Raw genomic sequence first — 26435 nt, forward strand, 5'->3', positions numbered from 1 at the left:
CCCGGCGCGCCGGCCTTGAGAGCGAGCTGCCTCTGCTTTGCCGCCACCAGCGCCGGGCGAGCCCAGAAGTAGTCCTGCTCCTTTGTCAGCAGATGCCAGATCAACACGGCGAGCTTGCGGGCGAGTGCCACGGCTGCGACCTGATGGCCGCGCTTGTTACGGATGCGTAGGAAGAAGGCCCTGAGCGGTCCGGGCGCCTTCGCCGTCGCCCAGGCGGCCTCGACCAGCATGGCGCGGGCATGGGAACGACCATGTTTGCTGATCCGGCCATATTGCGCCAAGCCAAGACCGGATTGGCGCACACGCGGATTGAGCCGAAGTAGCTCACCAGCTTCTGCGGTTCGCGAAACCGCCGGATATCGCCGACGGCGGCGATGATACCGCTCGCGACGATGGCATTGACGCCGGTGATCGTCTGAAGCCGCCGGACTTGCACATCATCAATCGCTTCCCGGGCGATGTCGCGATCGAGGTCGGCCAGATCCTCGGCCAGGCGGTCAATCTCGCGGATGTGGCGAGCGATGGCGGCCCGCTCGTCGTCGGGAAGCACCTGCCGCTCGAGCCAGGCGCGACCGCGATTGTTGAACAGATCGGCATGCGGGCACTTCGGCACTAGGTGCGCCTGCAGGATGCCATGCACCTCGTTCTTCACGCGCGTGCGATGCCGAACTACCTGGTTGCGCCGCGCGACGAGGCGGCGAAGCCGCTCGGTCCGCTCGTCAGGTACCCAGACCTCCGGCAGAAAGCCGCTGGCATGGAGCTGCGCCAGAACGCCGGCATCGATCTTGTCGGTCTTGATCCTGGCATGAGCGATCGCCTTCACCTGCATCGGGTTGGCGACAATCACCCGGCCGACATAGGGCGACAGAACCCGCACCACCGCCATGGCGTTGCCCGTAGCCTCGACGACAACCTCATCAGTCCGTCGCAAACTGCGGCCGAACCCTTCCAGTCCCGAGCGGGTCATGTCGACCCGTCCGTGATGGCGCAGCCGGCCGTCTTCCCAAACCACCACCTCCGCAAAGGTGCGGTGGATGTCCATTCCAATCACACGTCTCATCGGCTCCCTCTCCTCAACAATCGGGAGCCGGCGGGCGACGCGACACCTACGGATCCGCGCTCTCGGCGCAACCGGGCAGGTCGCAGGGGCGGCCAGCTACTAACGCGAGCTCGCAGCTCATCGAATACATCGGCCTGCCCGCACTTGGCGTGCTCCCGGTGCCCCTGTCCCGGATGGTCGCACCATACGCCGAAAATCGCTCATCTCCAGCGGGGATCGGATGGCACCGTCATGATCATACCGGTTACGAACGCCATAGAGGCGCTGAACTCCAAGCTGCGCCGCGCCGTCCGCACCCGGGGACACTTCCCCAGTGACGATGCGGCCATGAAGCTGCTATATTTGGTGCTGAACCACGCGGCCGAGGAATGGAAACGACCGCCGCGCGAATGGTTCGAGGCCAAGACCCAGTTCGCCGTCGTCTTCGGCGAAAGGTTCGTCAGCCAATGACGAAACCGGCCTCGCGCACAGAATTCCTGACAGTTCCGTGCGCGAAAATCCGAACTTTCCTGGTCCGTTTCTTCCCATGGACGTATCGGCAACACCATTCCCGCTGCTGCAAGCAGCAACAGACCCCGGCGGCGCCCTCCAAAGCCCAGGTCAGGGAGTAATTCTGCGCGACGGAACCCCAAATCCAGCTGCCGGCAGCCATACCGCCAGCGCTCAAGGCGTAGTAGATGGAGAGTGTACGGCCGACTACCCACCGTGGGCTTGCGAGTTGCACCGCCACGTCAATGCCGGTCCAGGTGATAAGCCAACCCGCGCCGCCCAAGGCAAGCGCGACTGCCGCCACAGGGACCGACGATGTTAGTGCAACGGAAACGCAACATGCTGCACAAGCGACAAAGGCGAACGCCACCAGCCTGTTTTGAGACGTGATCCGCCTAAGGAAGCCGTTGCTCATACCCGCGATGAAAGCCCCGGTGCCGAAGCCGGCCAATAGAATACCGTAGACGATCGGCCCGCTCTTCAACTGATCCCGAACGACGAGAGGCAGCAACGCCAAGATCGAAATGCTGGCCCGAAAAGGGTTCCGCGGGCGATCGCCGCCCTGATTTCCAGGGACATCGCCGTAAAGCGCACTCCGTCGTGAATCGCCGTCATCATTCTCTCGCGGGGGAGAGGCGAAGAGCGGATTTTCCATTTGGTGCGCCATAGTGCACCTAGAGGCGCGAGATCGCTCAGCGCGGCCAAGCCGAAAGCGGCCAGCGGACCAAAGAAGGTCAGAATCGTCCCACCCAGAGCAGGACCTATGCTGCGTACGAGGTTGTATCCGACGGACATCAGCGTGACCGCGGCCGGTATGTCGCGCTTGTCGAGGATATCGCCGACCGAAGCATGCCAGGCCGGATCATTCAAAGCAAAGCCGCAGCCGGCCAGGAAACCCAGTCCGAGTACCAGCCAAGGATCGACAAATCCCAGACCGACCAAAATCATTAGCGTCGTTGATGCCAATGCTATCAAGCAGTGCCCCGCAAACATCACCCATCGGCGGCTGAAGTTATCGGCGATGGCTCCGGCGAGAATTGAGAGGAAAAACACCGGCAATGTGGATGCGGCCTGAACGAGTGCGACCATGAGGTCGGAAGCTGAAATGGTGGCCTTCAGCCAACTGATGGCGACCGTCTGCACGAGCCACCCGAGGCTGGATAATCTGTGTGGCTGTCCAGATCGAGCGAAATACCGGATTGCGAAGCGGGGCAAGCGTCGTTGGAGCGGACGGCTGAGGATCTTCGTGCTGCACGTTTTTTGCCTTCCACGAGCCGATCGTTAACTCACGGCTGCCAGTACTGACTTTTTGTCTATAGATTTGTGTGATCGGTCAGTATTTCCAGAGCATGACCTAGCAGTCGCTTCCGCATGCTCCACAATCAACTTTGGGGCGGCAGCGGAACCGGGCCGGGTGAAGACCGCAGCTTGACCCCACTTGTTCACAGACGGGAGAGACAACGAACCCTAACAGGAGAGGTGCCACAATCTCGTCCTCGCCCTGGTTGACGACGAGTGCTCAGGGATGGCTTCCCTAAGCCCGATGATGATCGGCATTCGCGATGACCCCTCGTGAATGCGCGTTTTGTGATGGCAAGGGATTAGAGCTCGACTGGCCGACTTGCCGGGGCCAGTATTCGGTCCGTGTCCACAGATTAAGAACGAAGCGGTATTCGCATGGCTGTCAACGCGGACATTGAGAGCATTCGCCCGCCTGATTTATCGGCGCAGACGCCTAGAACGATCGAAGCTGTCCGCCGGGAAGTCCGCAGCCTCAACCATCATCTCGATCAAGACCGTCCGTAGCCGTGGCATACTACCCATCCGGCGAGGCTCTCGCATCAAGACCAGCCAGCGCCCTGGTTTCTCCCGGATCATCAGCGATTTAAATCAAATCCGTCTGTGGATACTAACGATTGCGCCTCCCTCACCTCCTAGACGGCTAATGCGGGCGGTAACTGAGAGGGTCATATGACAAGCGATTTTTCCGCCGCGCGGGTGCATTTAGATCGAGCGTATCACTACCTGCGGGGCGATGACCCGATAAGTCGGAGGGGGCGCGAAGCCTTGGACCTGCTACTTGAGGCGGTTACCGTCGAAGAGTTTAAGCAGCCACGCCAAAACGCGGAGATGCTAATGTTTCCGATTGGGCGCCGCTTCAGAGTCGGCCACCATGAACATGGTGCGCAGACACCCTCAGAATACCGCCCGTCCCGGCATGAGCCAAAGTCGGGCAATCGAATGGGAGTCCGAAGCGTGTCGCTCACAACGATCCGTACTTAGCCGCCCTGGCTGAAGCTTCAATGCAATCCGACGTCGAGTTGCTCACGCCCGACGCCGGGTTCTTGTGATCGAGGCCGGCTGCGGCGGAGCCGTTTCGCCAGCCATTCGCTTGGTTTCCCGTCCCAGAACGGCGTTGAACGGGCCGAGATCACGGTCGCGTGAGCAGCTTTCGCGGCTACGAGACGCTCGCCTGGTACGACGGAACGGCCGAACGGGTAGGGGGCCGCGACGCATTGGGCGTCCCACTCGCCGACGGGGCGAAAAGCACCATGAAGGCAATGTGCGGCCAGGCAATGATTTCGATCTTTTAGCGGCGCTGGGCGCCGATCTGCCGGGAGCCGTACGGGCGTTGCCCAGTGACGGCGCGATAGCGGTTTCGCAGGATGCTTCAAAGGATGACCCCAAGGCACGGTTCTCACTTGCCGGCGTGCAGATGAAGCTGTCGGTCAGAATGGAAACTGGAAAAGGCGGGGGCCTTACCTTGCCGATGGACGACGAGCAAGGCCGGTACATCGCCAAGTTTTCTTCAACGGTGTTTCCGGGCGTTTCGGAGAACGAATTCGCCAACCTGGCGCTGGCCGCAGCAATCGGCATGGAGGTTCCCGAATGCGAACTGGTCGAGAAGTCCGATTTTGAGGGCTTTCCCGAAGAATTCAACACGCTGTCGGAGGGCAAGGTCCTTCTCGTCAAACGCTTCGATCGCGGCGCCGATGGCGAGAGGATACACATCGAGGATTTCGCTCAGGTCTTCGGTGTCTATCCCTCGCGCAAATATAAGGGAGCCGCTTATCACGACATAGCCTTGGCCCTTGGCGCGGCCGTCTCGCCTACGGCTGCTCTCGAATTCGTCCGCCGCCTGGTGCTGACGGTCATCACCGGCAATGGCGACGTGCACCTGAAGAACTGGTCTTTGATTTATCCCGGTAAAGGCGACAAGCCGGTGCTTGCACCAATCTACGACGTTCTGTCGACCGTGCCATATAGTCCCGCCGACGCCATGGCGCTTTCGCTTGGAGGGGAGCGCTCGTTCAAGGCGCTAGCAGCACCGCGATGGAAGGCATTTGCGAACCGCGCAAGGCTTCCGGAGCCGCCAGTCCTGAAGGCAGTGGTCGAGACCGTCGAACTCGTCAACGAGCACTGGTGGCATCTGCCTGAGCGCGACGTTGTCGCGGCGAAAGTGCTCGAGCGGATTGACGAACATGTGAAGGCGATGACGCCGATACTGAACTCCTGCGCCGATAAGTGAGCCGAGTCGCCTTGGGTTGGTGAAATGGCGGAATTATCGCCCGTGGCCCCGTATAGATGGCCGTGGATCGATGGTGTGCCAGCGGAGCGCGCAGATTCCGCGCAGTGTCGATGAGGACACGCGAGACCAAGCACGTCAGCTCGCCGGAACAGAAGGGTTCGCAGCATCCCGCAATTAACGCAAAGGGTCGAGATGCTGTTCGCCCATCTCAACACAACGATGCGGCTCGAATGAATGCGGTGACTGAGGATCGCGATCCGACGCTTTGTGTCGCCATTGTCGGGTCCGCTACATGGCTTGTTCCGACGATCCTTTCTTTGGCTTCAAGCTAAATACCTGAAAAGCAACCATAAAATTATTCTTCGGTTCGACCAGCCAAATTGGCACGAGTCTTGAAATCCTTGGGTGCGAGGCGGCGACAGCTGCCCGACCGGCATTCGTGTCGCGGCAGCCGCGATGAATGGAACGAAGGAAGGAAAGCTACATGTCAGGTTTGCGTCAGATCGCCTTTTACGGCAAGGGCGGCATCGGCAAGTCCACCACCTCCCAAAATACCCTCGCCGCCCTTGTCGACCTCGGGCAGAGAATCCTCATCGTCGGCTGCGACCCCAAAGCCGACTCCACCCGCCTGATCCTGAACGCGAAGGCGCAGGATACGGTCCTGCACCTCGCGGCTCAGGAAGGTTCGGTGGAAGACCTCGAACTCCAGGATGTGCTCAAGGTCGGCTACAAAGGCATCAAATGCGTGGAGTCGGGCGGCCCCGAGCCGGGTGTCGGCTGCGCCGGTCGCGGCGTGATCACCTCGATCAACTTCCTCGAGGAGAACGGCGCCTATGACGATGTCGACTATGTCTCCTACGACGTGCTCGGGGATGTAGTGTGCGGCGGTTTCGCGATGCCGATCCGCGAGAACAAGGCTCAGGAAATCTACATCGTCATGTCCGGCGAGATGATGGCGCTCTATGCCGCCAACAACATTGCCAAGGGTATCCTGAAATACGCTCATTCGGGTGGCGTGCGGCTCGGCGGCCTGATCTGCAACGAGCGCCAAACCGACCGCGAGCTCGACCTCGCCGAAGCGCTGGCTTCCAGGCTCAATTCCAAGCTCATCCACTTCGTGCCGCGCGACAACATCGTCCAGCACGCCGAGCTCAGGAAGATGTCTGTGATCCAGTATGCGCCGGACTCCAAGCAGGCCGGGGAATACAGGGCGCTGGCCGAGAAGATCCATAACAATTCGGGCCAGGGCACCATCCCCACCCCGATCACCATGGAGGAGCTCGAGGACATGCTGCTCGACTTCGGCATCATGAAGACGGACGAGCAGATGCTTGCCGAGCTTCAGGTCAAGGAAGCGGCGAAGGCGGCCGCACGGTAACGACCGCTACTGACTGGTGGCGCGGCCTGACGTGGCGCGCCTTTCAAAGAACGGCGCCTCGTTGGTGAGGCGTCACCCTGAACCTTGAAAGGGGTCTCATGAGCCTGGAATACGAGAATGACGGCGCCCTCCATGCGAAGCTTATCGAGGAGGTGCTGTCGCAATATCCTGACAAGGCGGCGAAGCGCCGCAAAAAGCACCTCAGCGTCGCAAAGAGCGGCGACGAGGCTGGCGAGGAAAGCGAGGTCCTTTCCGAATGCGAGGTCAAATCGAATATCAAGTCCATCCCCGGAGTGATGACGATTCGCGGCTGCGCCTATGCCGGCTCGAAAGGCGTGGTCTGGGGTCCAGTCAAGGATATGGTCCATATCTCGCACGGCCCGGTCGGCTGCGGGCAATATTCCTGGTCGCAACGCCGCAACTACTACGTCGGCACGACCGGCATCGACACGTTCGTCACGATGCAGTTCACCTCCGATTTCCAGGAGAAGGACATTGTTTTCGGCGGCGACAAGAAGCTGGAACGGATCATCGACGAGATCGAGGAACTGTTTCCGCTGAACAAGGGCATGAGCGTGCAATCCGAATGTCCGATCGGCCTGATTGGGGACGACACCGAAGCTGTGTCCCGCAACAAGGCCAAGGAGCACGAAAAGACGATCGTGCCGGTGCGCTGCGAGGGCTTCCGCGGCGTCTCGCAATCACTCGGCCACCACATCGCCAACGATGCGATCCGCGACTGGGTGTTCGAGAAGAAAGACGTCGAGTTCGAGGCCAGCCCGTACGATGTCAATGTGATCGGCGACTACAACATCGGCGGCGACGCCTGGGCTTCGCGCATCCTGCTCGAGGAGATGGGCCTGCGCGTGGTCGGCAACTGGTCGGGCGACGCTACGCTGGCCGAAATAGAGCGAGCGCCAAAGGCCAAGCTCAATCTCATCCATTGCTACAGGTCGATGAACTACATCTGCCGGCATATGGAGGAAAAGTATGGCATCGCCTGGATGGAGTACAATTTCTTCGGCCCCTCCCAGACGGAAGCCTCTCTGCGCAAGATAGCCAAGCATTTCGGACCGGAAATCGAGGCCAAGGCCGAGGCGGTCATCGCCAAATACCGGCCGTTGGTAGATGCCGTCATCGCCAAGTACCGGCCGCGCCTCGAAGGCAGGACGGTGATGCTCTATGTCGGCGGGCTGCGCCCCCGTCACATCGTAACGGCATATGAGGATCTGGGCATGGTGATCGTCGGCACTGGCTATGAATTTGGCCATAACGACGACTATCAGCGTACGGGCCATTACGTGAAGAAGGGCACGCTGATCTATGACGACGTGACTGGTTACGAGCTGGAGAAGTTCATCGAGGGGATCCGTCCTGATCTCGTTGGTTCCGGCATCAAAGAAAAGTACCCGGTCCAGAAGATGGGCATACCGTTCCGTCAGATGCATTCCTGGGATTATTCCGGCCCGTATCACGGCTACGACGGCTTCGCCATCTTCGCCCGTGACATGGATCTGGCCATCAACAACCCAGTCTGGAACCTCTACGACGCCCCCTGGAAGAAAAAAGCCGAGCCGTCGGCGGCGATCGCAGCCGAATGAAAACCTGGCCTCCCGGAAGCCGGGAGGCCGTTGAACGCCTGTGGCCCTTTTGTCCGCGGGAGACTTGAAACGTTTCGACGTCCCTGTGCCGCCGTATGGCGGGCCAGATGGAGAAGAGGTAACCACCCATGCCGCAGTCGGCTGAAAAAGTTCTCGACCACGCGCCCCTGTTCCGCGAGCCGGAATACAGGCAGATGCTCGCCGAGAAGAGGCTGAATTTCGAATGTCCTCACCCGGACCAGGTCGTTACCGACCAAGGCGAATTCACCAAGACGTGGGAATACCGCGAAAAGAACCTCGCTCGCGAAGCGCTTGTCGTGAACCCCGCCAAGGCCTGCCAGCCGCTCGGCGCGGTGTTCGCGGCCGCGGGCTTCGAGCGAACCATGTCCTTCGTCCACGGCAGCCAGGGCTGCGTGGCCTATTACCGCTCGCACTTATCGCGCCATTTCAAGGAGCCTGCTTCGGCAGTTTCCTCCTCGATGACCGAGGACGCGGCAGTGTTTGGTGGCCTGAAGAACATGGTCGACGGGCTCGCCAACACGTACCAACTTTACGACCCGAAGATGATCGCCGTCTCGACCACTTGCATGGCGGAGGTCATCGGCGACGACCTGCACAGCTTCATCGAGAACGCCAAGGACGAAGGCTCAGTCCCGCGCGACTTCGACGTGCCCTTCGCCCACACGCCGGCCTTTGTCGGCAGCCATGTCGACGGCTATGACGTTGCGGTCAAGGGCATTTTGGAGCATTTCTGGAAAGGCGAGGAGCGAACGGAAGCCGAGGGAACCATCAACATCATTCCGGGCTTCGACGGCTTCTGTGTCGGCAACAACCGGGAACTCAAGCGCCTGCTCGATCTGATAGGCGTGTCCTATACCTTTATCCAAGACGCCTCTGACCAGTTCGACACGCCGTCGGACGGCGAATACCGCATGTATGACGGCGGCACGAAGATCGAAGACGTGAGGAAGGCACTCAACGCCGAGGCGACACTTTCGCTACAGCATTACAACACCCGAAAAACACTGGAGTATTGCGAGGGGGTAGGGCAGGCGACTGCCTCGTTTCATTACCCGCTCGGAGTCCAGGCGACCGACGACTTCCTGATGGAGGTCTCCGCGATTTCCGGCAAGCAAATCCCCGAGGCAATCCGCCTGGAGCGCGGCCGACTTGTTGACGCCATGGCGGACAGCCAATCCTGGCTGCACGGTAAGAAATATGCCATCTACGGCGATCCGGACTTTGTCTACGCCATGGCCCGCTTCATCATGGAGACGGGCGGCGAGCCGACCCATTGCCTCGCCACCAACGGCACCTCGGCATGGGAAGCGGAGTTGAAGGAACTGCTTGCATCATCGCCCTTCGGCAAGGACGCTCAAGTCTGGGCGGGCAAGGACCTCTGGGCCATGCGCTCGCTGCTCTTCACCGAGCCGGTGGACCTGCTGATCGGCAACTCCTATGGCAAGTATCTGGAGCGCGACACCGGCACGCCGCTGATCCGGCTGACGTTTCCGATCTTCGACCGGCACCATCACCATCGCTTTGCGCTCATGGGCTACCAAGGCGGGTTGCGCGTCCTGACGACGATCCTCGACAAGATCTTCGACAAGCTCGATCGCGAGACAAGCGAGACGGGCGTGACGGACTATTCGTATGACCTCACCCGCTAAGGGTGGCGGCCGGCTCTTCGGTGAGGCCGGTCGTCTTCCCGAAGGGACTTCGGAGACCAACGCAATGTCCTCGCTCAGAGCCAAAATCCAGGATGTCTTCAACGAGCCTGCCTGCGAGCAGAACCGCGGCAAGGATGCCAAGGCGCGCAAGGAGGGCTGTTCGAAGCCACTGACCCCCGGGGCGGCGGCCGGCGGCTGTGCCTTCGATGGCGCCAAGATCGTGCTGCAGCCGATCACCGACGTCGCGCACCTGATCCATGCGCCGCTCGCCTGCGAGGGCAATTCCTGGGACAACCGCGGTGCGGCTTCGTCCGGGCCAACGCTCTGGCGCACGAGCTTCACGACCGATCTCACCGAACTCGACGTGGTGATGGGGCGGGGCGAGCGGAAGCTCTTCAAAGCGATCCGCGAGATCAAGGAAGCGTATGGGCCGCCGGCTATCTTCGTCTATCCGACCTGCGTGACGGCGCTGATCGGCGACGACATCGAGGCCGTCTGCAAGCGCGCGGCGGAAAAGTTCGGCCTACCGGTGGTGCCGGTCAATGCGCCAGGCTTCGTCGGCTCCAAGAATCTCGGCAACAAGCTTGCCGGCGAGGCGTTGCTCGAGCATGTCATCGGCACGGTAGAACCGGACGACGCCGGACCCTATGACATCAACATTCTTGGCGAATTCAACCTCTCGGGTGAATTCTGGCTGGTGAAGCCGCTGCTGGATCGGCTCGGCATCCGGGTGCGCGCCTGCATTCCGGGCGACGCGCGTTACTTCGACATTGCCTGCGCGCACCGCGCCCGGGCGGCTATGATGGTGTGCTCGACCGCGCTCATCAATCTCGCCCGCAAGATGGAGCAGCGCTGGGACATCCCGTTTTTCGAGGGCTCCTTCTACGGCATCACCGACACCTCGGAAGCGCTCAGACAGATCTCTCAGCTGCTCGTGAAGAAGGGTGCCGATCCGGAGATCCTCGGCCGCACCGAGGCCTTAATTGCAGAGGAGGAGGCGATCGCGTGGAAAAAGCTCACGGCCTACCGGCCGAGGCTCGAAGGCAAGCGCGTGCTGCTCAACACCGGCGGTGTGAAGTCCTGGTCGGTCGTCCATGCGCTGATGGAGATCGGCATCGAGATCGTCGGCACCTCTGTCAAGAAGTCGACGGTCGAAGACAAGGAGCGCATCAAGCAGATACTCAAGGACGACAACCACATATTCGAGCAGATGGCGCCGCGCGAGCTTTACGCCATGCTCTCAGAACACAAGGCCGATATCATGCTGTCAGGCGGGCGCACGCAGTTCATCGCGCTGAAGGCCAAGACACCCTGGCTCGATATCAACCAGGAGCGCCAACATCCTTACGCCGGCTATGACGGCATGGTGGAACTCGTACGCCAGATCGACCTCGCCATTCATAACCCGATCTGGCGCCAGGTGCGGGAGCCGGCACCATGGGATTGCCAGCCTGCGGTGAGGGAGGAACTGCCGAGCACGAAAAGCGAGACCGCGACCTTGCATGCTGTCCAGGAATTCGCCGGCACGACGACCGACGATTTCGGCGGGTGTTGAGGAAAGCCGGTGGTCCGCATCCTTCCCCAGACCAAAGCGGCGGCGATCAATCCGCTGAAGTCATCGCAGCCGCTGGGTGCCGCCTTGGCCTTTCTTGGCGTCGACGGCGCGATGCCGTTGTTCCACGGCAGCCAGGGGTGCACCAGCTTTGCGCTCGTGCTGTTCGTGCGGCATTTCAAGGAAGCCATCCCCTTGCAGACGACGGCGATGGACGAGGTGGCGACGATCCTCGGCGGGGCAGACCATCTGGAAGAGGCGATCCTCAACCTCAAGGCCCGCACAAAGCCAACGCTGATCGGGGTCTGCACCACGGCGCTGGTGGAAACCCGGGGCGAAGACTGCGCAGGAGATATCGCCAATATCAGGCTGAGCAGGGAAGAACTCGCGGGTACGGAGGTCGTGCTAGCCAACACACCGGATTTCGACGGCGCGATCGAAGAGGGCTGGGCCAAGGCTGTCACCGCGATGATCGAAAGGATTACGCGGCCCGGCGAGCAGGCGCGGCAGTCGAAGAAGATCGTGATCCTGCCTGGCTGGAACCTCACTGTGGCTGATATCGAGCATTTGCGTGAAATGATTGAAAGCTTTGGACTCAAGCCGGTGATTCTGCCGGACGTCTCCGGCTCGCTCGACGGTACGGTGCCCGACCGCTGGATCACGACCACCTACGGCGGCACCAGCATCGAGGATATCCGCGAGCTTGGCACGGCCGAGCAATGCATCGTCATCGGTGAGCATATGCGCCGCCCGGCCGAGCTGCTTCAGAGGTTGACCGGCGTGCCTTACGTGCTGTTCCGGTCGCTGACTGGATTGAAGAACGCCGACCGGTTCGTCTCTCTGCTGTCCGCGGTTTCGGGCGCGGCGGCGCCGGCTGGGGTGCGCCGTCGCCGCGCGCAGTTGCAGGACGCGTTGCTCGACGGACATTTCCACTTTGGAGGCAAGAAAATTGCGATCGCTGCTGAACCAGACCAACTCTACCAACTCGCGAGCTTCTTCATCGGCATGGGCTCCGAAATCGCGGCGGCGGTCACCACGACCGACATGTCGAAAATTTTGGAGGAAATACCGGCGCAGTCGGTTCAAATCGGCGATCTCGGCGATTTGGAAGCTCTTGGCGCCGGTGCTGATCTTCTCGTCACCCATTCCCACGGCGGGCAGGCGGCGCAGCGCCTCGGCATTCCGCTCATGCGGGTCGGCTTCCCGATCTTCGACCGGCTCGGCAGCCAGCACAAGCTCACAATCCTCTACCAGGGGACCCGCGACCTGATCTTCGAGGTCGCCAACATTTTTGAAGCCAACCGGCACGCGCCGACGCCTGAGGCGCTTGATCCACTCCGTAACCGAGAAATGCCAGATGAGCTCCGTTCGTCGCCTCTCGCTCGTCACTGACGAGGTTCACGCACCGACGCCGGAACGCCAAGCCGGCGCATTGCGCGTGGCGATCGCCACCCAGGATATGAAGAACCTCAACGCCCATTTCGGTTCGGCCAGGCGCTTTGCTGTCTACGACGTGGGACGCGAGGAGTGGAATCTCGTTGAAGCCGTAGCCTTCGATGACGTTTCCGACGAGAGCGGGAAGCAACGAACTGAGGGCGATGACCGCATCACCCCGAAGGTGGAGGCGCTGAAGGGATGTCATCTCCTGTTTTGTCTGGCGATCGGCGGGCCTTCGGCAGCCAAGGTTGTTTCGGCAAAAATTCATCCGATAAAAGTGCCGCACCCCCAAACGATCCAAGAGGTGCTGTTGCGCACGCAGATGATGCTCAGGACGTGTCCTCCCCCCTGGCTGCGCAAGGTGCTGGCGCAGGCAGGAGTCGCCGAAAAGAAACCGTCCTTCGAGGACGAGGACTGAAATGAGGAGAAGCCGAAATGTCTGCCCTTGGAGTTAGCCCTGCTGTCGCCGAGGACCAGGTGGCACTTGCCAGCCCGTTCCTCAAATGCCTCGTGAGGCTAATCCGTGCTCAGGATTCCTACGGCGCGTGGGAAGGCAAAACGGACGCCGAGCTGCTGGCCCCCTTCATCATCACTAAGGAACAGCGCCGTGCGATCCCGATTATCGGCGATCCCGATCCGGACGTGCTGGGGAGGCTTGATATGTTTTACACCGCCGTTGGGCTTGCGATCGAGGAGCGCTGCGGCCTCATGGCATCGCCGATCATGGAGCTGAGCCATGAAGGCTTCGGGCGCGTGCTTTTCACGGCCGGGCGGTTGGTCGCTCTGTCGAAGACGCTGCGCGACGTCCACAGGTTCGGCTTCGAGACGCTCCGGAAGCTTGCTCAGGCGGGCATGAAAATGGTTGGCGACGCGATCGCAGCCATTGAGGCTCATCCCGAGGTGGCGCGGGCGTGATGGAACCGATTTTCGATCAAGGGGACCATGTCAGGCTCGAGGACATGCGATCGCCAGCCCTCTCAATCGAGGCGGTCGAGGCCGATGTGGTTCTTGGGGTAGCACTGATGAAGCCACTGGTCCTGATCTGTTCGCAAGATGCGGAGTTGTGTCTGTACTACAGCCACATTCTGGGGGTGGATGGCTTCAGGATTGAACTGGCCAGAAGCGTGGAGGAAGCGCTGGCATTAGCCAGTGAACGGGAGCCGCAGGCCGTGGTGCTGGACTGCCAGCCGGCAAGCTCGACAGGGTCCACCATCTGTGCCCAGCTCAAGGCGGAATACCGGAACAGAGGCCTGCTGGTTATTGCCCTGATCGCGCCCGGCGCCGAAAACCAGCACCTCGATCTCTTGAAGGCAGGCATTGACGAGAGTTTTGTGCGGCCCTTCGCGCCGGCCAAGCTGCTCGATTGTCTACGGACGAAGCTGGCGCTGCCGAAGCCCGGTTCAAACGGGATCGAAAACGGCAGCTGGCTCTGCTGCGGCAGCCTTGAGATGCGGCGCGCATCTTTCCGTACTGATTATGTCGCCTCCGCTGGTCCTTATGTCGCCACCTCTTCTTACGCCGCTGGGCGATGGCATCCCCGAGTGGCCTAGACATCGCGCACACGCCATTGCCGCACTGGAACAAAGGTACAGGCAAATCGAGAGATTTTCACAGGACATGGCCAACCTGGAAAAGACATCCAGGGAAATTCACAAACTGCTGAGAGCCACCTGGGGCTGCTATGATGTCGATACCGAACACTGCGACAAGGCTGGCGTCGGTGACGCGGTGCGACAGAGGGCGCTCTGCACCGACCTGACCATCATCGGCCCCGCACTTCTCAAAGACACTAGTCTCGGACCTCTTGTTATCAACGGCAGCTTGTTCGATACGGGAAAGCCGGTGCTTGTCGTGCCGGAGGGCGCTGAGGCGACTCTGTCTCCACAGCGCGTGCTGGTCGGCTGGGATTCGCGCGTCGAGGCGTCCCGCTCGGTTCGGGAAGCGCTGGATCTGCTGTCCGGTGCTGAGGAAGTTCGTGTGGCCCTCGTGGATCCTGAAGCGACCCGCACCGGAAGCGGCGCCGAGCCAGGAGCCGACATCGCTGCCTATGTCACTCTGCATGGTGCTCGGGTGTTGGTCGACCGGCTGCCGAGCGCCGGCAAACCGGTGGCCACGGTGCTCGCGCAGCACGCAATCGACACGTCTGCCAACATGATTGTCATGGGTGTCTATGGCAGCCGCCGGCTGCGCGAGCGGCTCTTCGGTGGCGTGACAAGATGGATAGTTGGCAAGCCGCCATTGCCGCTGTTTTTGGCTCGTTGAAACAAGCTCGCGCATAAAGTCGCGCAGCCTTTGGCATAACTTTGGAGAATAAAATAGTTTTGCAGAATAACATGACATTGCAGATGGAGTCACCGGCGCCTTCAATCCAAGTGGAGAACTGGCTGCGTGGCGAGTCCCTCACGAACTTCCAGCCCGGCAAAGTGTATATCGTCGAATTTTGGGCAACTTCGTGCGGACCATGTGTGACGGCGATGCCCCTTCTGGTGCAGCTCCAGGAGAAATACAAGGACAGCGGACTTGAGGTCGGCGGAGTCGCGGCCAGCGAAAATGCTCCAACGGCCAACGAGGCCCGAACCAGATTGGACGCGTGGTTGACCGAAAAGTGCTCGAACCTGAACTTTCGGATCGCGTTCGACTCCACAGGCGAAATGGACAAGCTTTGGATGGAACCCAGCTTGTCTTTTGGGATTCCGACCTCGTTCGTGATCGACCGAGACGGCCACATCGCCTTTATCGGTCATCCGATGCACCTTGATCAGATTTTGCCGAAAGTCCTTAACGGCAGCTGGCGCACCAGCGATGAAGCGAAAGCTGCCAATAAGGAGCGGATTGCCAGTGGCCAACGCGACGCGCGCGAACACGCGTTGAAGAAGCCGATCAATGACAGAGTTTCGGCGGCGGAGGCAGAGGATTGGAAGAGGGCGCTCTCGGCGATCGAAGAGGGCATTGCCTTGTTGCCGGACAACCTCATTTTCCGCCAGGTGCATGCGCGTCTGGTGCTTTACAAAATGCGCGACATGGGGGTCGGTTTGCCCCTCATGCGCCAATTTTTTCGCGACGCGATCGACAGAAATTCCGAGCAATGGATGGGCGTGGCGCTAGACCAACTCTTCCATTCGAACGTTGACTATTGCGCTTTCCCTCTGCTGAGCGCTTCGCGACGGGCAAAGAGCTGTCCGAACACATCCTGGCACTGCCTCCCCCGCAAGATGACGGCTCTAAGTTCTGGTTTTATCCGGCGATCGCTCGGTACTACCACGAGAGCGGCAACAAGGATCGCGCGATCGAGTTGGTCGAGGTGGCACTGAAATCGCTGGATGGTCCAGAGCCTATGTCGGAAGAAACGAAACAGTACCTGCTACCCGAGTTGCTACACACCTTGGCCAACTACAAGGGTGAGAAGGTTTGTTACGGCGCTCACTGTGCGGTTCCGCATCCCGAAGGTGCCGAAGCGCGGTTGGAAGAGGAGGAAAGATAAGAAAGGTTAAGCAGCCCGCAATTGACACGGCGAGTGGCGGGCGGCGGGGGGCGGCACCGCGAAGGGCGATGCCGCCCGTTCTGCCAACATGATTGTCATGGGTGCCTATGGCAGCCGCCGGCTGCGCGAGCGGCTCTTCGGTGGCGTGACAAGATGGATAGTTGGCAAGCCGCCATTGCCGCTGTTTTTGGCCCGCTGACGGGTTCTGAAGTAGCACCGATACCGATCGAGGCTCTACTCCCTGATCACTTACCCTGATGCGAAGTCGGAGAACCTCGCGGCAAACGAGCAGGTTTGGCGAGTTCCTCGAGCAACTTGCAAGCGCCGTCGCGAAGACATTCCTCGGACGCCTCTAACGCGCTCGGGGTCTGCTCGCCGACCCGGCCTGGCAGAAGCCCTGCGTCCCCAATGCGCTTAAACACCGATACTCGGTTCGGTGTCAGGTCGAGAAAGAGAGTCGTTTCAGAGCATCAGGCCGCGTTCCGACCGTAGCCGCATCGTATTGGCGTTATCACGATTTCTCTCACCACTGGCCGGGAGCTGAACACCGCAACGACCGTGCAGCGGCCAAGGCGCCGACCTTCGAGTCGGACGGTTGGGCTCTTGCCGGCCTCCGCGCGAACGATGGCATGAATCTCCTTGGTCATCGCCTGGGGTGGTAGCCGGGTCAGCGGCGAGGATGGCCGCATCTTCGGCGTGTTCCGTCTGCCCGGCCCACCGCGTTGCGACCGAGCGGCCCTTGACGCTGGTCAAATTCCGACAACGCTCACATTCGCACCAGGCGGTCCCTGTAGCGCCTGAGCACAGGGAACACAGAAAGCAGGAACCCCGCAGAGCTCACCGGCCGCACATGCCGGCACTCATCCTTGCGCCACGATCATAATCGTCGAGCTGACGATGGCGGTATTGGCGAGCCGAAGCTGGGCCGGCTTCGTCGTGAAAAATTTCCCAACCAGCCAGGAATTCAATCGCAAGGCGGGCGAGGGGGCACAGGCCGCGCTCGGATGGAGCATTGCAATCGCAAATGGCGAGATCCGCTGCCGCCTGAGGGCCGGCACGGCAAGACGCTCAAGCCGGTGGCGTGAAGCGAGCGATGATGACGGGCCTGGCGGCAGCCAACGCAGTCATGATGTCCATCAGCTCGGTCCCTCGGCCCGAATACATGTGGAGTTGTCCGTGGCCAGGCTTTCGTGCCGGCCCGAAGCGCCAGAGGCATGTCCAAAACCGGACAGCGGCAGGGAAACATGTCGACTTCAATACAAACGCCTTCATGGCTTGGAGCTTTTCTAAGCCATTAATGTGCTTACTGCCCGCTGAGCGCGCTGGCACGGCCTTTGCGAAGTGTGATGCGGCAACACTGAGTGAAGGCTGGTTGCACGCAGACGCGCGTGACTCTCCTTTGCTTGAACCCCGTGCCCCTCCCTAAGGGGGAAACAACCTCGCGCATAAAGTTGCGCAGCCTTTGGCAATAGTTTTGGAGAGCAACATGACATTGCAGATGGAGTCGCCGGCTCCTTCGATCCAAGTGGAGAACTGGCTGCGTGGCGAGCCCCTCACGAACTTCCAGCCCGGCAAAGTGTATATCGTCGAATTTTGGGCAACTTCGTGCGGACCATGTGTGACGGCGATGCCCCATCTGGTGCAGCTCCAGGAGAAATACAAGGACAGCGGACTTGAGGTCGTCGGAGTCGCGGCCAGCGAAAATGCTCCAACGGCCAACGAGGCCCGAACCAGATTGGACGCGTGGTTGACCGAAAAGTGCTCGAACCTGAACTTTCGGATCGCGTTCGACTCCACAGGCGAAATGGACAAGCTTTGGATGGAACCCAGCTTGTCTTTTGGGATTCCGACCTCGTTCGTGATCGACCGAGACGGCCACATCGCCTTTATCGGTCATCCGATGCACCTTGATCAGATTTTGACGAAAGTCCTTAACGGCAGCTGGCGCACCAGCGATGAAGCGAAAGCTGCCGACAAGGAGCGGATTGCCAGTTCCCAACGCGAAGCGCGCGAACAAGCGTTGAAGAAGCCGATCAATGACAGATTTCGGGCGGCGGTGAAGACAGAGGATTGGAAGACGGCGCTCTCGGCGATCGAAGAGGGCATCGCCTTGATGCCGGACGACCTCGGTTTCCGCCGGGCGCATGCGCATCTGGTGCTTCACAAAATGCACGATATGTGGACCGGTTTGCCCCTCATGCACCAACTGGTTCGCGACGCGATCGACAGAAACTCCGAGGACTGGATGATCGCGGCGCTAGACCAACTCTTCCATTCGACCCTTGACCATTCGCGCTTTCCGTCTGCTGAGCGCTTCGCGATGGGCAAAGAGCTGTCCGAACACATCCTGGCACTGAATCCCCCGCAAGGTGACGGCCCTAAGTTCTGGTCTTATCCGGCGATCGCTCGGTACTACCACGGCAACGGCAACAAAGGTCGCGCGATCGAGTTGGTCGAGCTGGCAATTAAGTCGCTGGATGGTGCGGAGTCTATTCCGGACGAACTGAAACAGCGCCTTCTACCGAATTTGCTGCAGGCTCTGGCCAACTACAAGGGTGAGAAGGTTTGTTACGGCGCTCTCTGTGCGGCTCCGCAAATCAATTTCCCGAAGGTGCCAAAGCGCGGTCGGAAGAGGAGAAGACAAAAATAGGGGTGATGGTCGGGTTTACTGGCCAATTCCTCCGTTTCGCTGGCGTGACCGCAGCAACGAGGGTCCATGCAGAACTTGGTCGATTGTTTGCAGCAGGATCGAGGCTCGAATCCTCATGGCCTACGGCCGCATTGCGGCGAAGGTGATGTTCGGCGCGAATTTGCGTGGAAGACTGCGCAGTCAAGGACGTGTTCAAGGTCGGCCACAGGGAGATCACTTGCGTGGAATCGGCCCGGCCAAGCCGGAAAGTCCGCTGCGCAAGTGTGCCCGAAGCAGGGGTCCCAGAAAACAGACACCGTGCCTTGAGGAAGAGGACCGAAATGAGGAGAAGGCGAAATGTCTGGCACCGCAATCAGCCCTGCCGTCAATGAGGACGAGGCTGCCCTTGCCACACCGTTCGTCAGATGTCTCGTGCGGCTGATCCGCGCTCAAGACTCCTACGGCTCGTGGGAAGGCGAAGCGGACGCCGAACTGCTGGCCGACTTCATCGTCACCAGAAAACAGCGCCGTGCGATGCCTGTCATCGGCAATCCCGAGCCGGACGTGCTGTGGAGGCTCGACATGTTCTACACCGCCGTCGGGCTCGCGATCGAGGAGCGCTTCGGCCTGATGACATCGCCAATGACAAAGATGAATCCCATGGGGGCTTCGGACCATTGCGTTTCACGGCCGGGCGGTTGGTCGCTCTGTCCAGACATCCACCGGTTCGGCTTCGAGACGTTCAGGAAGCTCGCGGAGGCCGGTACGAAACTGGTCGATGATGCGACTGCAGCCATCGAAGCCTATCCCGGCGGGGCGCGGGCGTGAAGAAACCGATTTCGAGGAAGGATCTATGTCAAGGCTAGATGAGATGAGAAAGAACGTCCGAAAGCTTCAGCTGCGCGCGGCAATTGCCAAGATGAAATTGAGCGACCTTGTAGAGAAGCTCCCGGGAAAATGGACGGAGATAGTGGAAGTTGCCGAGGAAGCGTCGGCCGTTTTTGCCGAGTTGGATAGTGCCAGGCGAGAGCTCGCTGAAATGAAGAAGTTACGATGACGAGCGCGTTCACCACTCGCGACGGCTCTGGATGGGTGCCGGAATATCTCACCGCTATAGACGGCACGACGTGCATCGGCTGCGGCCGCTGTTTCAAAGTCTGCTCGCGCGAGGTCATGCTTCTTTACGGCGTCGATGACGCGGGTGAAATCCTCGGCGCCTGCGACGACGAGGATGACGATTTCGATGGCGAGCTCAATCGCATGATCATGGTCGTCGATCATGCCGGCCGCTGCATTGGCTGCGGTGCCTGCGCCCGCGTCTGCCCGAAGAACTGCCAGACCCATGTTGCGGCCGACCAGGTCTAAGCATGATCTGAGGAGACAAAACCAGGAGAACGGCGTTGCCCTTTAGAATCTTTTGTCGCGTCCTGGGGCTGGTGCTGTGCAGCACCGCACTGACTGTCTACTTCGCTTCTCATTCCGTCGGCACAGTAGTCGTCACGATGCTGCCTTGTTCGCTGCTCCTTCAGCTGGCGTATTTCGCAAGCGTGCTCTTTCTGATCTGGCGATCTGGCTGCGTTAGCCGAGCTGGCCAAAGGGCTGAGCATTTCGGCAGTTGCAAGGAAGTTGTATCCGAGCCAGACCTTGATGAGGTGACGAATGAATCCGCAGATTTGCTCCAGCGCGATCAAATGCTGGCCATATCGCTGCTGCTGCCTTGAGGCGCCGTGACAAGGTCAGTGGTCAACCTGATGCCACTTAGACCACCATAAACATTGGGCAGATATTATAAGGAATACTGTGCACGAGAAGTAAATGGTGACCTCAATCCGTCATTGTAGTTAATCCAGGAGATACAGTTCTTGAATGCCATGCGCATTGGGGTGGTCTCTCGCATGCCGCGTGCGGTTGCAACTCTCAAATGACGAACGAGGCGCTGGAAATAGGTAATGGGGCTCTTCTCGCACCGAAAAATGCAGATGACAAATCAAAGACGCCTCTAGTACGAATCGTGAATGGCTCATTCAGCTCCATCGCATGTTGCCGGAGAGAAAATGCTGGAAAAGTTCGAACGCTATCCGCTCACATTTGGACCTCACGCCCATCGAGAAGCTCGACCGCCTCTCCAAGCATCTGGGGGGCAAGGTGGAAATCTACGCCAAACGCGAGGACTGCAACTCCGGTCTGGCGTCCGGCGGAAACAAGCTCCGCAAGCTCGAATACATCATTCCCGACGCGATCGCGTCAAATGCAGATACGCTTGTCTCCATCGGCGGCGTGCAGTCAAACCACACGCGGATGGTCGCCGCAGTCGCCGCCAAGATCGGCATGAAATGTCTCCTGGTTCAGGAGAGCTGGGTACCACATGAGAATGCCGTCTACGACCGGATCGTCAACATTCTCTTGAGCCGCATAATGGGAGCAGAGGTGCACTTGGTCGACGAGGGCTTCGATATCGGCATCCGCCGCAGTTGGGAACAGGCGCTCGATGAACTCAAATCAAGGGGCGAGAGGCCCCTACGCGATATCGGCCGAGGCCTCAGTTCACAAATATGGCGGCCTCGGTTATGTGGGGTTCGCGGAGGAAGTGCGCGCCCAGGAAAAACAGCTTGGGTTTGCCTTCGACTACATCGTCGTTTGCACGGTCACAGGCTCGACGCATGCCGGCATGCTCGTTGGCTTCGCCAAGGACCGTCGACAGCGCAATGTGGTCGGTATCGATGCCTCCGCCACCCCCGCCCAAACCAAGGCGCAGGTGCTAAGTATTGCCCGGGATACTGCGAAGCTCGTCAAGTTTGGCATGGAAATCGTCGAGGATGACGTGGTGCTGCTCGAGGGGTACGCGTCTCCCGGTTATGGCCTTCCGTCCGAGGCAACGAAGCAGGCCATCCGCCTGTGTGCGCGGCTCGAGGGTATAATTACCGATCCCGTCTACGAGGGCAAATCAATGCAAGCGATGATCGACCTCGTCCAGAAAGGCTTCTTTCCAGAGGGATCGAGGGTGCTCTACGCGCATCTCGGCGGCGGGCCGGCCATCAACGGGTACGGCTACACCTTCCGCAACGGCTGACGCTCGACAGATTGCGATTTCGCCCTCCTGCCGTGCCGGCGAAGCGCCCAAACTAGGTGCGAGGGCCGCCCAGCAAACCGATGGAGCCGGGGGTTGATTGCCGCCCAACGCGAAGCTGACTGAGTTAAGTTTTGTGCTGAAGAAGTCTAACTAGTATTATTGTTGAGCTGAAATGGCGTACCAACGTTGTATAGAGGAAGAATAGTTATAGTCAAATATATTTTTCTGTATAAACAATTATGGTGGATTACGTGAGCTTTTGGACGGCCTATTTTACCCCGGCGGCAAAGCTTTGGAACTCACGGAGATTACTGCGCGCTTGCGAGCGGCTTCGCAAACCGCCGAGCTACATCACCTGGCGGGGACACGACCCCTTCCATCAGCGCAACGGACGAAGGAGAAACGTTGAGGTCAGAAGCCATGGTGGCGTTCTCACCGATGTAGCGGAGGAGCCAAGTCATGCTTGGATTCCGTGCTGCAAAGCAGGCGGGGTTTGATACTGTGCAGCGTACCATTGTTAGCCTTACGAGCGTCGATGCAGATGGTCATGTTCTGCGCGCTCTGCAAAGCCGAAGGGAAAGGCAAGCCGCACTGCAAGCAGTTCAGGCTATCTGCTGCAAATTGGAACGCGTCTGTCTCTATCACAATACGCAAGTGTATACGGATCGAACACTTCTTTCGCTCGCGGAAGAGCCCCTTGGCGGGGACAAAATCCAAGAATCCGTCGGAACCGACACGGCTAACGCTTCGCGAACGGGACTGCGGCTGACGCCGAGTTTGCGCGACAAATGAGTTTGGTCGCCCGGCCTGATCTCGAACGAGATAACCATGTCCTGAAACTGCCAATTGCTACACAATTTTCGTGCTTTGCGGGACACTGTGGATTTCCCCTCGTCGGCTGGTTTGAAAAATATGATTGTAAATCAGCTGCTTCGACGGACGTTTTCTCGCTTGGCACATCTCCTGCGTTGATGACGGTACACAAATTGAAGGAGCCCAAAATGTCACGTGTCGCGAAGTTCACGAATTTGAGCGCCATCAAGGAGTCCTCCGATCTTTCTCGCAGGGAAAAAGAGTGTATTCTGTGGACGGCAAAAGGAAAATCATCGTGGGAAATAGGAGTTATTCTAGGAATTTCCAAAAATACTGTCGATTTCCATTTAAAAAACGTGAGGCGAAAATTGGATGCGACTAGCAGAACGGTCGCTGCTATAAAGGCAGTACACCGAGGAATAATCGAATTGTAGAAACCCCATTCAAGAACCTTCATGCTGAAGTCATGATCCATCTGCCATTGGTCTTCAAGAATTTTACATTATTAAGAAGAAGATCGGGAAATGGTGACGGTGGGCGGCGATGCACACTAAAGCAGATAGGCGTCCGATTGATCTGAAAAAAAATGTACATCACCGGCGATCTGCCGAAGCTGTTCTTTCGGGGCAGCTGTCTCTCTCAACAACTCGCGATTGCGTCGCCTGGTAGTCTCTGAGAATGGAAGCCCGCCACAGGACAGGTAGCGAATGGCCCCCTGTGGATCTCGAACTGGGATGACGTCTCCCATCGTGAAAATACTGGGACTGAAGGGAACATCGAGCCTTCCTGCTTTGAACGCCTCCACTATGGCCTTGTGAAAATCCCTGACCCCGACGATCGGATCGACCAGCTCAATGACCTCGCGCTCGATCCAACGCATCTCTTCTGTAATTGTCGCTTCGTCAAGTTCGATGAAATCGAATATTCTCGCCAGAGCGCATCTGGTCAACCGGATCCCGTCGACGTTAGCCTCCACCGTTGGGATACCGAGCGCCTCTTCGTAGGTCTTTGTGACAACCTTTGCGGCGCCTCCAAGCTTCGCGACCAACCCTCCGAGCAGGATAAGAGCGCTCGCCTTTGCCTTGTCTCGGGGAAACGGCCCCATGTATTGATGCAGAACGGGATAAACGCGCGGTCCGGAGGGCAAATATCGCCGTGCGAGCGAGTCGATCGATCGCAGCGCTGCAATATCCTGAAGGCTATTGCCGCCTTGAGGGTAAGCGATCAGCAGGCACTGTACTCCGTCGCGCGCGGCGCTAATTGCTTCAAGAAAGGTGATCGCCAAGGAAGTTGAAGGCGGGATCAGAACTGCTGTGAGAGTGCCGAACATCTCGCGCGACACAATGATATCTTGATCGGCGAGCTCTCCGCAAAGGCGGTCAATTCGTCGCCAAGAAGCAATTGATTCTTCAAGCGGAACTTTCTTGGCATAGGGCAGGTTGTAGGCGATGCCGCCGCCCTCGAAAGATGTAATTCCAGACGCAATGGCAGTTTCGAAGAGATGGTCGGAAATTGGTGAGCCGTGGCGAATGTCAAGAGGCTGCTTCGTTCGCTCGTTGAGATCGCGGCCTCTGCGCCAGCCGTGGGACACCAATGGGTATCCGTTCAGGGCCCCGGGGTTCTGGTGAAGTATTCGGCTAGCATGATCAAACATTCCAAGCCGGGAATAGGAATCTATGGTGAGGGTCAAAATATCCGGATTGGCTTCAGCTTCGATCCTGGATAGAAGCTCCAGCATCTCTCCGTGGCCGCCGACGCCGGATCGAGGCTGAACGGCGACCGCCCCTGTGCCCTTCGCCTCTGCAAGTAGTTGCGCGACGCAGGGTTTGTTCAGGCTTTTTATGAAATTACATGTGTCTGCCAGAGTGGGGAGTTCGTGCGTTCGGGCCATGAGATTCAACTGCACTGTTTTTGTTGTTATTTCTAATAATTAAGAAACGCCGGTGATGATACTACCATCCTAGGTAGGTGAACCGCCCGAGATTGCCATTTAAAACCGCTGAGTCACCGCCGGAGCCTGAGTAGACACGGGCTCGTGACGATAGGTATGAACGCGGTGCTGCGTAACATCGTCTGATTGAGGAAAAATCATGCTTCAAGAGTGTAGCTCAAACTCGCTATTTGCCTTCGAAATCCTCGAATCGAACGTGCGGTCATATTCGCGATCCTTTCCTGTTGTGTTCAGGAAGGCCGCAGGAGCCATTCTCGAGGACGAGAATGGTTTCGAGTTTGTCGATTTTCTCTCCGGCTCGGGCGTCCTTAACTACGGTCACAACGACCCCGACCTCCTGGACGATGCCGTTCAATACTTAAAGTCAAATGGGATTATCCACGGGTTGGACATGGCGACGTCGGCCAAACGGCAGTTTATGGAGTGTTTTGACGCGATAATATTGCGCCCGCGCGGTCTGACATACAAATTTCAGTTTCCTGGTCCCACCGGCGCCAATGCCGTGGAAGCCGCTTTGAAACTCGCACGCAAGGTCACCGGACGGCACAGCATAGTTTCATTCACCAATGGCTTTCATGGAGTGAGTTTGGGCGCGCTTGCCGTAACGGGCGCTCGATACTACCGAGATGCGGCAGGTATTCCTCCAGCGGGTGCAGTCTTCATGCCCTATGACGGATACTGGGGAGCCGATAGCGATACTTCAGAGTATCTGGATAGGGTGCTTGCTGATGCAAGCAGTGGGGTTGACTTGCCGGCAGCCATCATTCTGGAAACGGTCCAGGGCGAGGGTGGCATCAAGCCTGCGAGCAAGGACTGGCTTCAGTCGGTCGAGCGGCTTTGCAGAAAGAACGGCGTCCTCCTGATTGTTGATGACATTCAGGCGGGTTGCGGACGAACAGGCAATTTCTTCGGTTTTGAGTTTGCCGATTTGTCGCCGGACATCATTGTTTTGTCGAAGTCCCTCAGTGGCTGTGGACTACCGCTGTCCCTTTTGCTGCTCAAACCCGAACTAGACGTTTGGCAGCCGGGCGAACACAATGGGACTTTCAGAGGCAACAACCTAGCGCTTGTGACCGGGACTGCTGCGTTGCGAAAATATTGGACGAATCAAAACCTGTCTGACGGTGTTGCGGAGGCGGAGCGCGTTCTGAACGAGCGGCTTCAGCGAGTCGCTCAAAGCAGCCGAGACCACAGCCTTTCTGTGCGCGGAAGGGGCATGATGCTGGGGCTTGATTGCAATACAGGTGAGCTGGCCGAGAAAATCGTCCGCCGGGCCTTTGAAGGTGGGCTTGTGGTAGAGCGATGCGGCGCGGAGCACCAAGTTGTCAAACTTCTTCCTCCTTTGACGATTGACCGGCAGACGCTTCAACGTGGTCTGGACATTCTGGACAAGTCTGTGCACGCAAGCGCCTAAAGCGGATCGGGGGCTACATCGGGGGCTACAATGTATGGTGGGGCCAAGCGCGAGGATCTGGTGCAACGTGATTACCGGCGGTGTGGCACTGAGCCGCTCGACCAATTTCGGAGGGCAGCGATGTTCAAGGGACGCCAGTTTGGCCAGTCGTGATCCTGCTTTGCGTGCGTTGGTACCTGTCTAGAATCTCAGCCTGCGTGATCTGAAGGGATGAGGGCCGAGCGAGTCATTGCGTTCGGTCAGTACCCATCCGGTGAAGCTTTCGATTACCCACATCGTCGGCTTGATCCAATAGAGATGCCGAAGGCGATGTCGTGCAAGCGGGTCATGCCGCGCCAGACGACCATGTTGCCGGGAGGCG

At 59.1% G+C, this 26435-nt stretch carries 19 protein-coding genes and 6 pseudogenes; 22 read left to right on the forward strand and 3 right to left on the reverse strand.

Annotated features, from left to right (window positions below; genetic code table 11):
• Window positions 1-1060, reverse strand: a pseudogene (locus NKJ09_RS30665) (IS110 family RNA-guided transposase); the annotation flags it as partial.
• A 234-nt stretch (window positions 1061-1294) separates the two neighbouring features.
• Here NKJ09_RS30665 and NKJ09_RS30670 point away from each other — a divergent pair.
• Window positions 1295-1510: pseudogene (locus NKJ09_RS30670) on the forward strand (transposase); the annotation flags it as partial.
• A 44-nt stretch (window positions 1511-1554) separates the two neighbouring features.
• On the opposite strand, the pseudogene NKJ09_RS30675 reads toward NKJ09_RS30670, so the two are convergent.
• Window positions 1555-2804: pseudogene (locus NKJ09_RS30675) on the reverse strand (MFS transporter); the annotation flags it as partial.
• A gap of 1218 nt (window positions 2805-4022) precedes the next feature.
• Here NKJ09_RS30675 and NKJ09_RS30685 point away from each other — a divergent pair.
• The 20 genes and pseudogenes from NKJ09_RS30685 to NKJ09_RS32605 form a co-directional block, all read left to right on the forward strand.
• The gene (locus NKJ09_RS30685) at window positions 4023-5078 is read left to right on the forward strand and encodes a type II toxin-antitoxin system HipA family toxin (protein ID WP_502901831.1); all 1056 of its coding nucleotides are present in this window, start codon (window positions 4023-4025) and stop codon (window positions 5076-5078) included.
• A gap of 484 nt (window positions 5079-5562) precedes the next feature.
• Complete coding sequence (gene nifH / locus NKJ09_RS30690) at window positions 5563-6456, forward strand: nitrogenase iron protein (protein ID WP_352706870.1); 894 nt, start codon at window positions 5563-5565, stop codon at window positions 6454-6456.
• 98 nt (window positions 6457-6554) lie between these two features.
• On the forward strand, window positions 6555-8057 hold the full coding sequence (nifD, locus tag NKJ09_RS30695) for a nitrogenase molybdenum-iron protein alpha chain (RefSeq protein ID WP_352764546.1): 1503 nt from the start codon (window positions 6555-6557) through the stop codon (window positions 8055-8057).
• A gap of 128 nt (window positions 8058-8185) precedes the next feature.
• Window positions 8186-9727: a nitrogenase molybdenum-iron protein subunit beta gene (nifK, locus tag NKJ09_RS30700; RefSeq protein ID WP_352764549.1), complete on the forward strand. Its 1542-nt coding sequence runs from the start codon at window positions 8186-8188 to the stop codon at window positions 9725-9727.
• Window positions 9728-9791: 64 nt separating this feature from the next.
• Entirely contained in the window at window positions 9792-11282 is a 1491-nt protein-coding gene (gene nifE, locus NKJ09_RS30705; protein WP_352764550.1) for a nitrogenase iron-molybdenum cofactor biosynthesis protein NifE, read from the forward strand.
• A 9-nt stretch (window positions 11283-11291) separates the two neighbouring features.
• On the forward strand, window positions 11292-12671 hold the full coding sequence (nifN, locus tag NKJ09_RS30710) for a nitrogenase iron-molybdenum cofactor biosynthesis protein NifN (protein WP_352764552.1): 1380 nt from the start codon (window positions 11292-11294) through the stop codon (window positions 12669-12671).
• The gene (gene nifX / locus NKJ09_RS30715) at window positions 12637-13134 is read left to right on the forward strand and encodes a nitrogen fixation protein NifX (protein WP_352764555.1); all 498 of its coding nucleotides are present in this window, start codon (window positions 12637-12639) and stop codon (window positions 13132-13134) included. The genes nifN and nifX overlap by 35 nt, the downstream gene beginning before the upstream one ends.
• Window positions 13135-13151: 17 nt before the next feature.
• Entirely contained in the window at window positions 13152-13631 is a 480-nt protein-coding gene (locus NKJ09_RS30720) for a NifX-associated nitrogen fixation protein (RefSeq protein ID WP_352764557.1), read from the forward strand.
• Window positions 13631-14266, forward strand: a complete 636-nt coding sequence (locus tag NKJ09_RS30725) for a response regulator (RefSeq protein ID WP_352764560.1) — start codon at window positions 13631-13633, stop codon at window positions 14264-14266. The genes NKJ09_RS30720 and NKJ09_RS30725 overlap by 1 nt, the downstream gene beginning before the upstream one ends.
• A 67-nt stretch (window positions 14267-14333) precedes the next feature.
• The gene (locus tag NKJ09_RS30730; protein ID WP_352764563.1) at window positions 14334-14978 is read left to right on the forward strand and encodes a universal stress protein; all 645 of its coding nucleotides are present in this window, start codon (window positions 14334-14336) and stop codon (window positions 14976-14978) included.
• A 71-nt stretch (window positions 14979-15049) separates the two neighbouring features.
• A pseudogene (locus NKJ09_RS30735) lies at window positions 15050-16197 on the forward strand (TlpA disulfide reductase family protein).
• 882 nt (window positions 16198-17079) lie between these two features.
• Complete coding sequence (locus NKJ09_RS30745) at window positions 17080-17487, forward strand: hypothetical protein (RefSeq protein WP_502901832.1); 408 nt, start codon at window positions 17080-17082, stop codon at window positions 17485-17487.
• A gap of 196 nt (window positions 17488-17683) precedes the next feature.
• Entirely contained in the window at window positions 17684-18847 is a 1164-nt protein-coding gene (locus NKJ09_RS30750; protein WP_352764571.1) for a TlpA disulfide reductase family protein, read from the forward strand.
• A gap of 336 nt (window positions 18848-19183) precedes the next feature.
• Window positions 19184-19654, forward strand: a complete 471-nt coding sequence (locus tag NKJ09_RS30755; RefSeq protein ID WP_352764573.1) for a NifX-associated nitrogen fixation protein — start codon at window positions 19184-19186, stop codon at window positions 19652-19654.
• Window positions 19655-19697: 43 nt separating this feature from the next.
• Window positions 19698-19883, forward strand: coding sequence for a CCE_0567 family metalloprotein (locus NKJ09_RS30760; protein ID WP_502901830.1), 186 nt, complete (start codon window positions 19698-19700; stop codon window positions 19881-19883).
• Window positions 19880-20191: a ferredoxin III, nif-specific gene (gene fdxB / locus NKJ09_RS30765; protein WP_352764578.1), complete on the forward strand. Its 312-nt coding sequence runs from the start codon at window positions 19880-19882 to the stop codon at window positions 20189-20191. The genes NKJ09_RS30760 and fdxB overlap by 4 nt, the downstream gene beginning before the upstream one ends.
• Window positions 20192-20226: 35 nt before the next feature.
• Entirely contained in the window at window positions 20227-20547 is a 321-nt protein-coding gene (locus NKJ09_RS30770) for an exopolysaccharide production repressor protein (protein ID WP_352764580.1), read from the forward strand.
• 333 nt (window positions 20548-20880) lie between these two features.
• Window positions 20881-21896, forward strand: a pseudogene (locus tag NKJ09_RS30775) (1-aminocyclopropane-1-carboxylate deaminase).
• Window positions 21897-22355: 459 nt separating this feature from the next.
• Window positions 22356-22688, forward strand: coding sequence for a hypothetical protein (locus NKJ09_RS30780; protein WP_352764581.1), 333 nt, complete (start codon window positions 22356-22358; stop codon window positions 22686-22688).
• A 263-nt stretch (window positions 22689-22951) separates the two neighbouring features.
• A pseudogene (locus tag NKJ09_RS32605) lies at window positions 22952-23143 on the forward strand (LuxR C-terminal-related transcriptional regulator); the annotation flags it as partial.
• A gap of 116 nt (window positions 23144-23259) precedes the next feature.
• On the opposite strand, the gene NKJ09_RS30790 reads toward NKJ09_RS32605, so the two are convergent.
• On the reverse strand, window positions 23260-24615 hold the full coding sequence (locus NKJ09_RS30790) for a hypothetical protein (RefSeq protein ID WP_352764588.1): 1356 nt from the start codon (window positions 24613-24615) through the stop codon (window positions 23260-23262).
• A gap of 184 nt (window positions 24616-24799) precedes the next feature.
• On the opposite strand from NKJ09_RS30790, the gene ectB reads away from it, so the two are divergent.
• On the forward strand, window positions 24800-26074 hold the full coding sequence (gene ectB, locus NKJ09_RS30795) for a diaminobutyrate--2-oxoglutarate transaminase (protein WP_352764591.1): 1275 nt from the start codon (window positions 24800-24802) through the stop codon (window positions 26072-26074).
• Window positions 26075-26435 lie beyond the last annotated feature (361 nt).

Source organism: Mesorhizobium sp. M0189 (assembly GCF_040322135.1).
Taxonomy (GTDB): Bacteria; Pseudomonadota; Alphaproteobacteria; order Rhizobiales; family Rhizobiaceae; genus Mesorhizobium.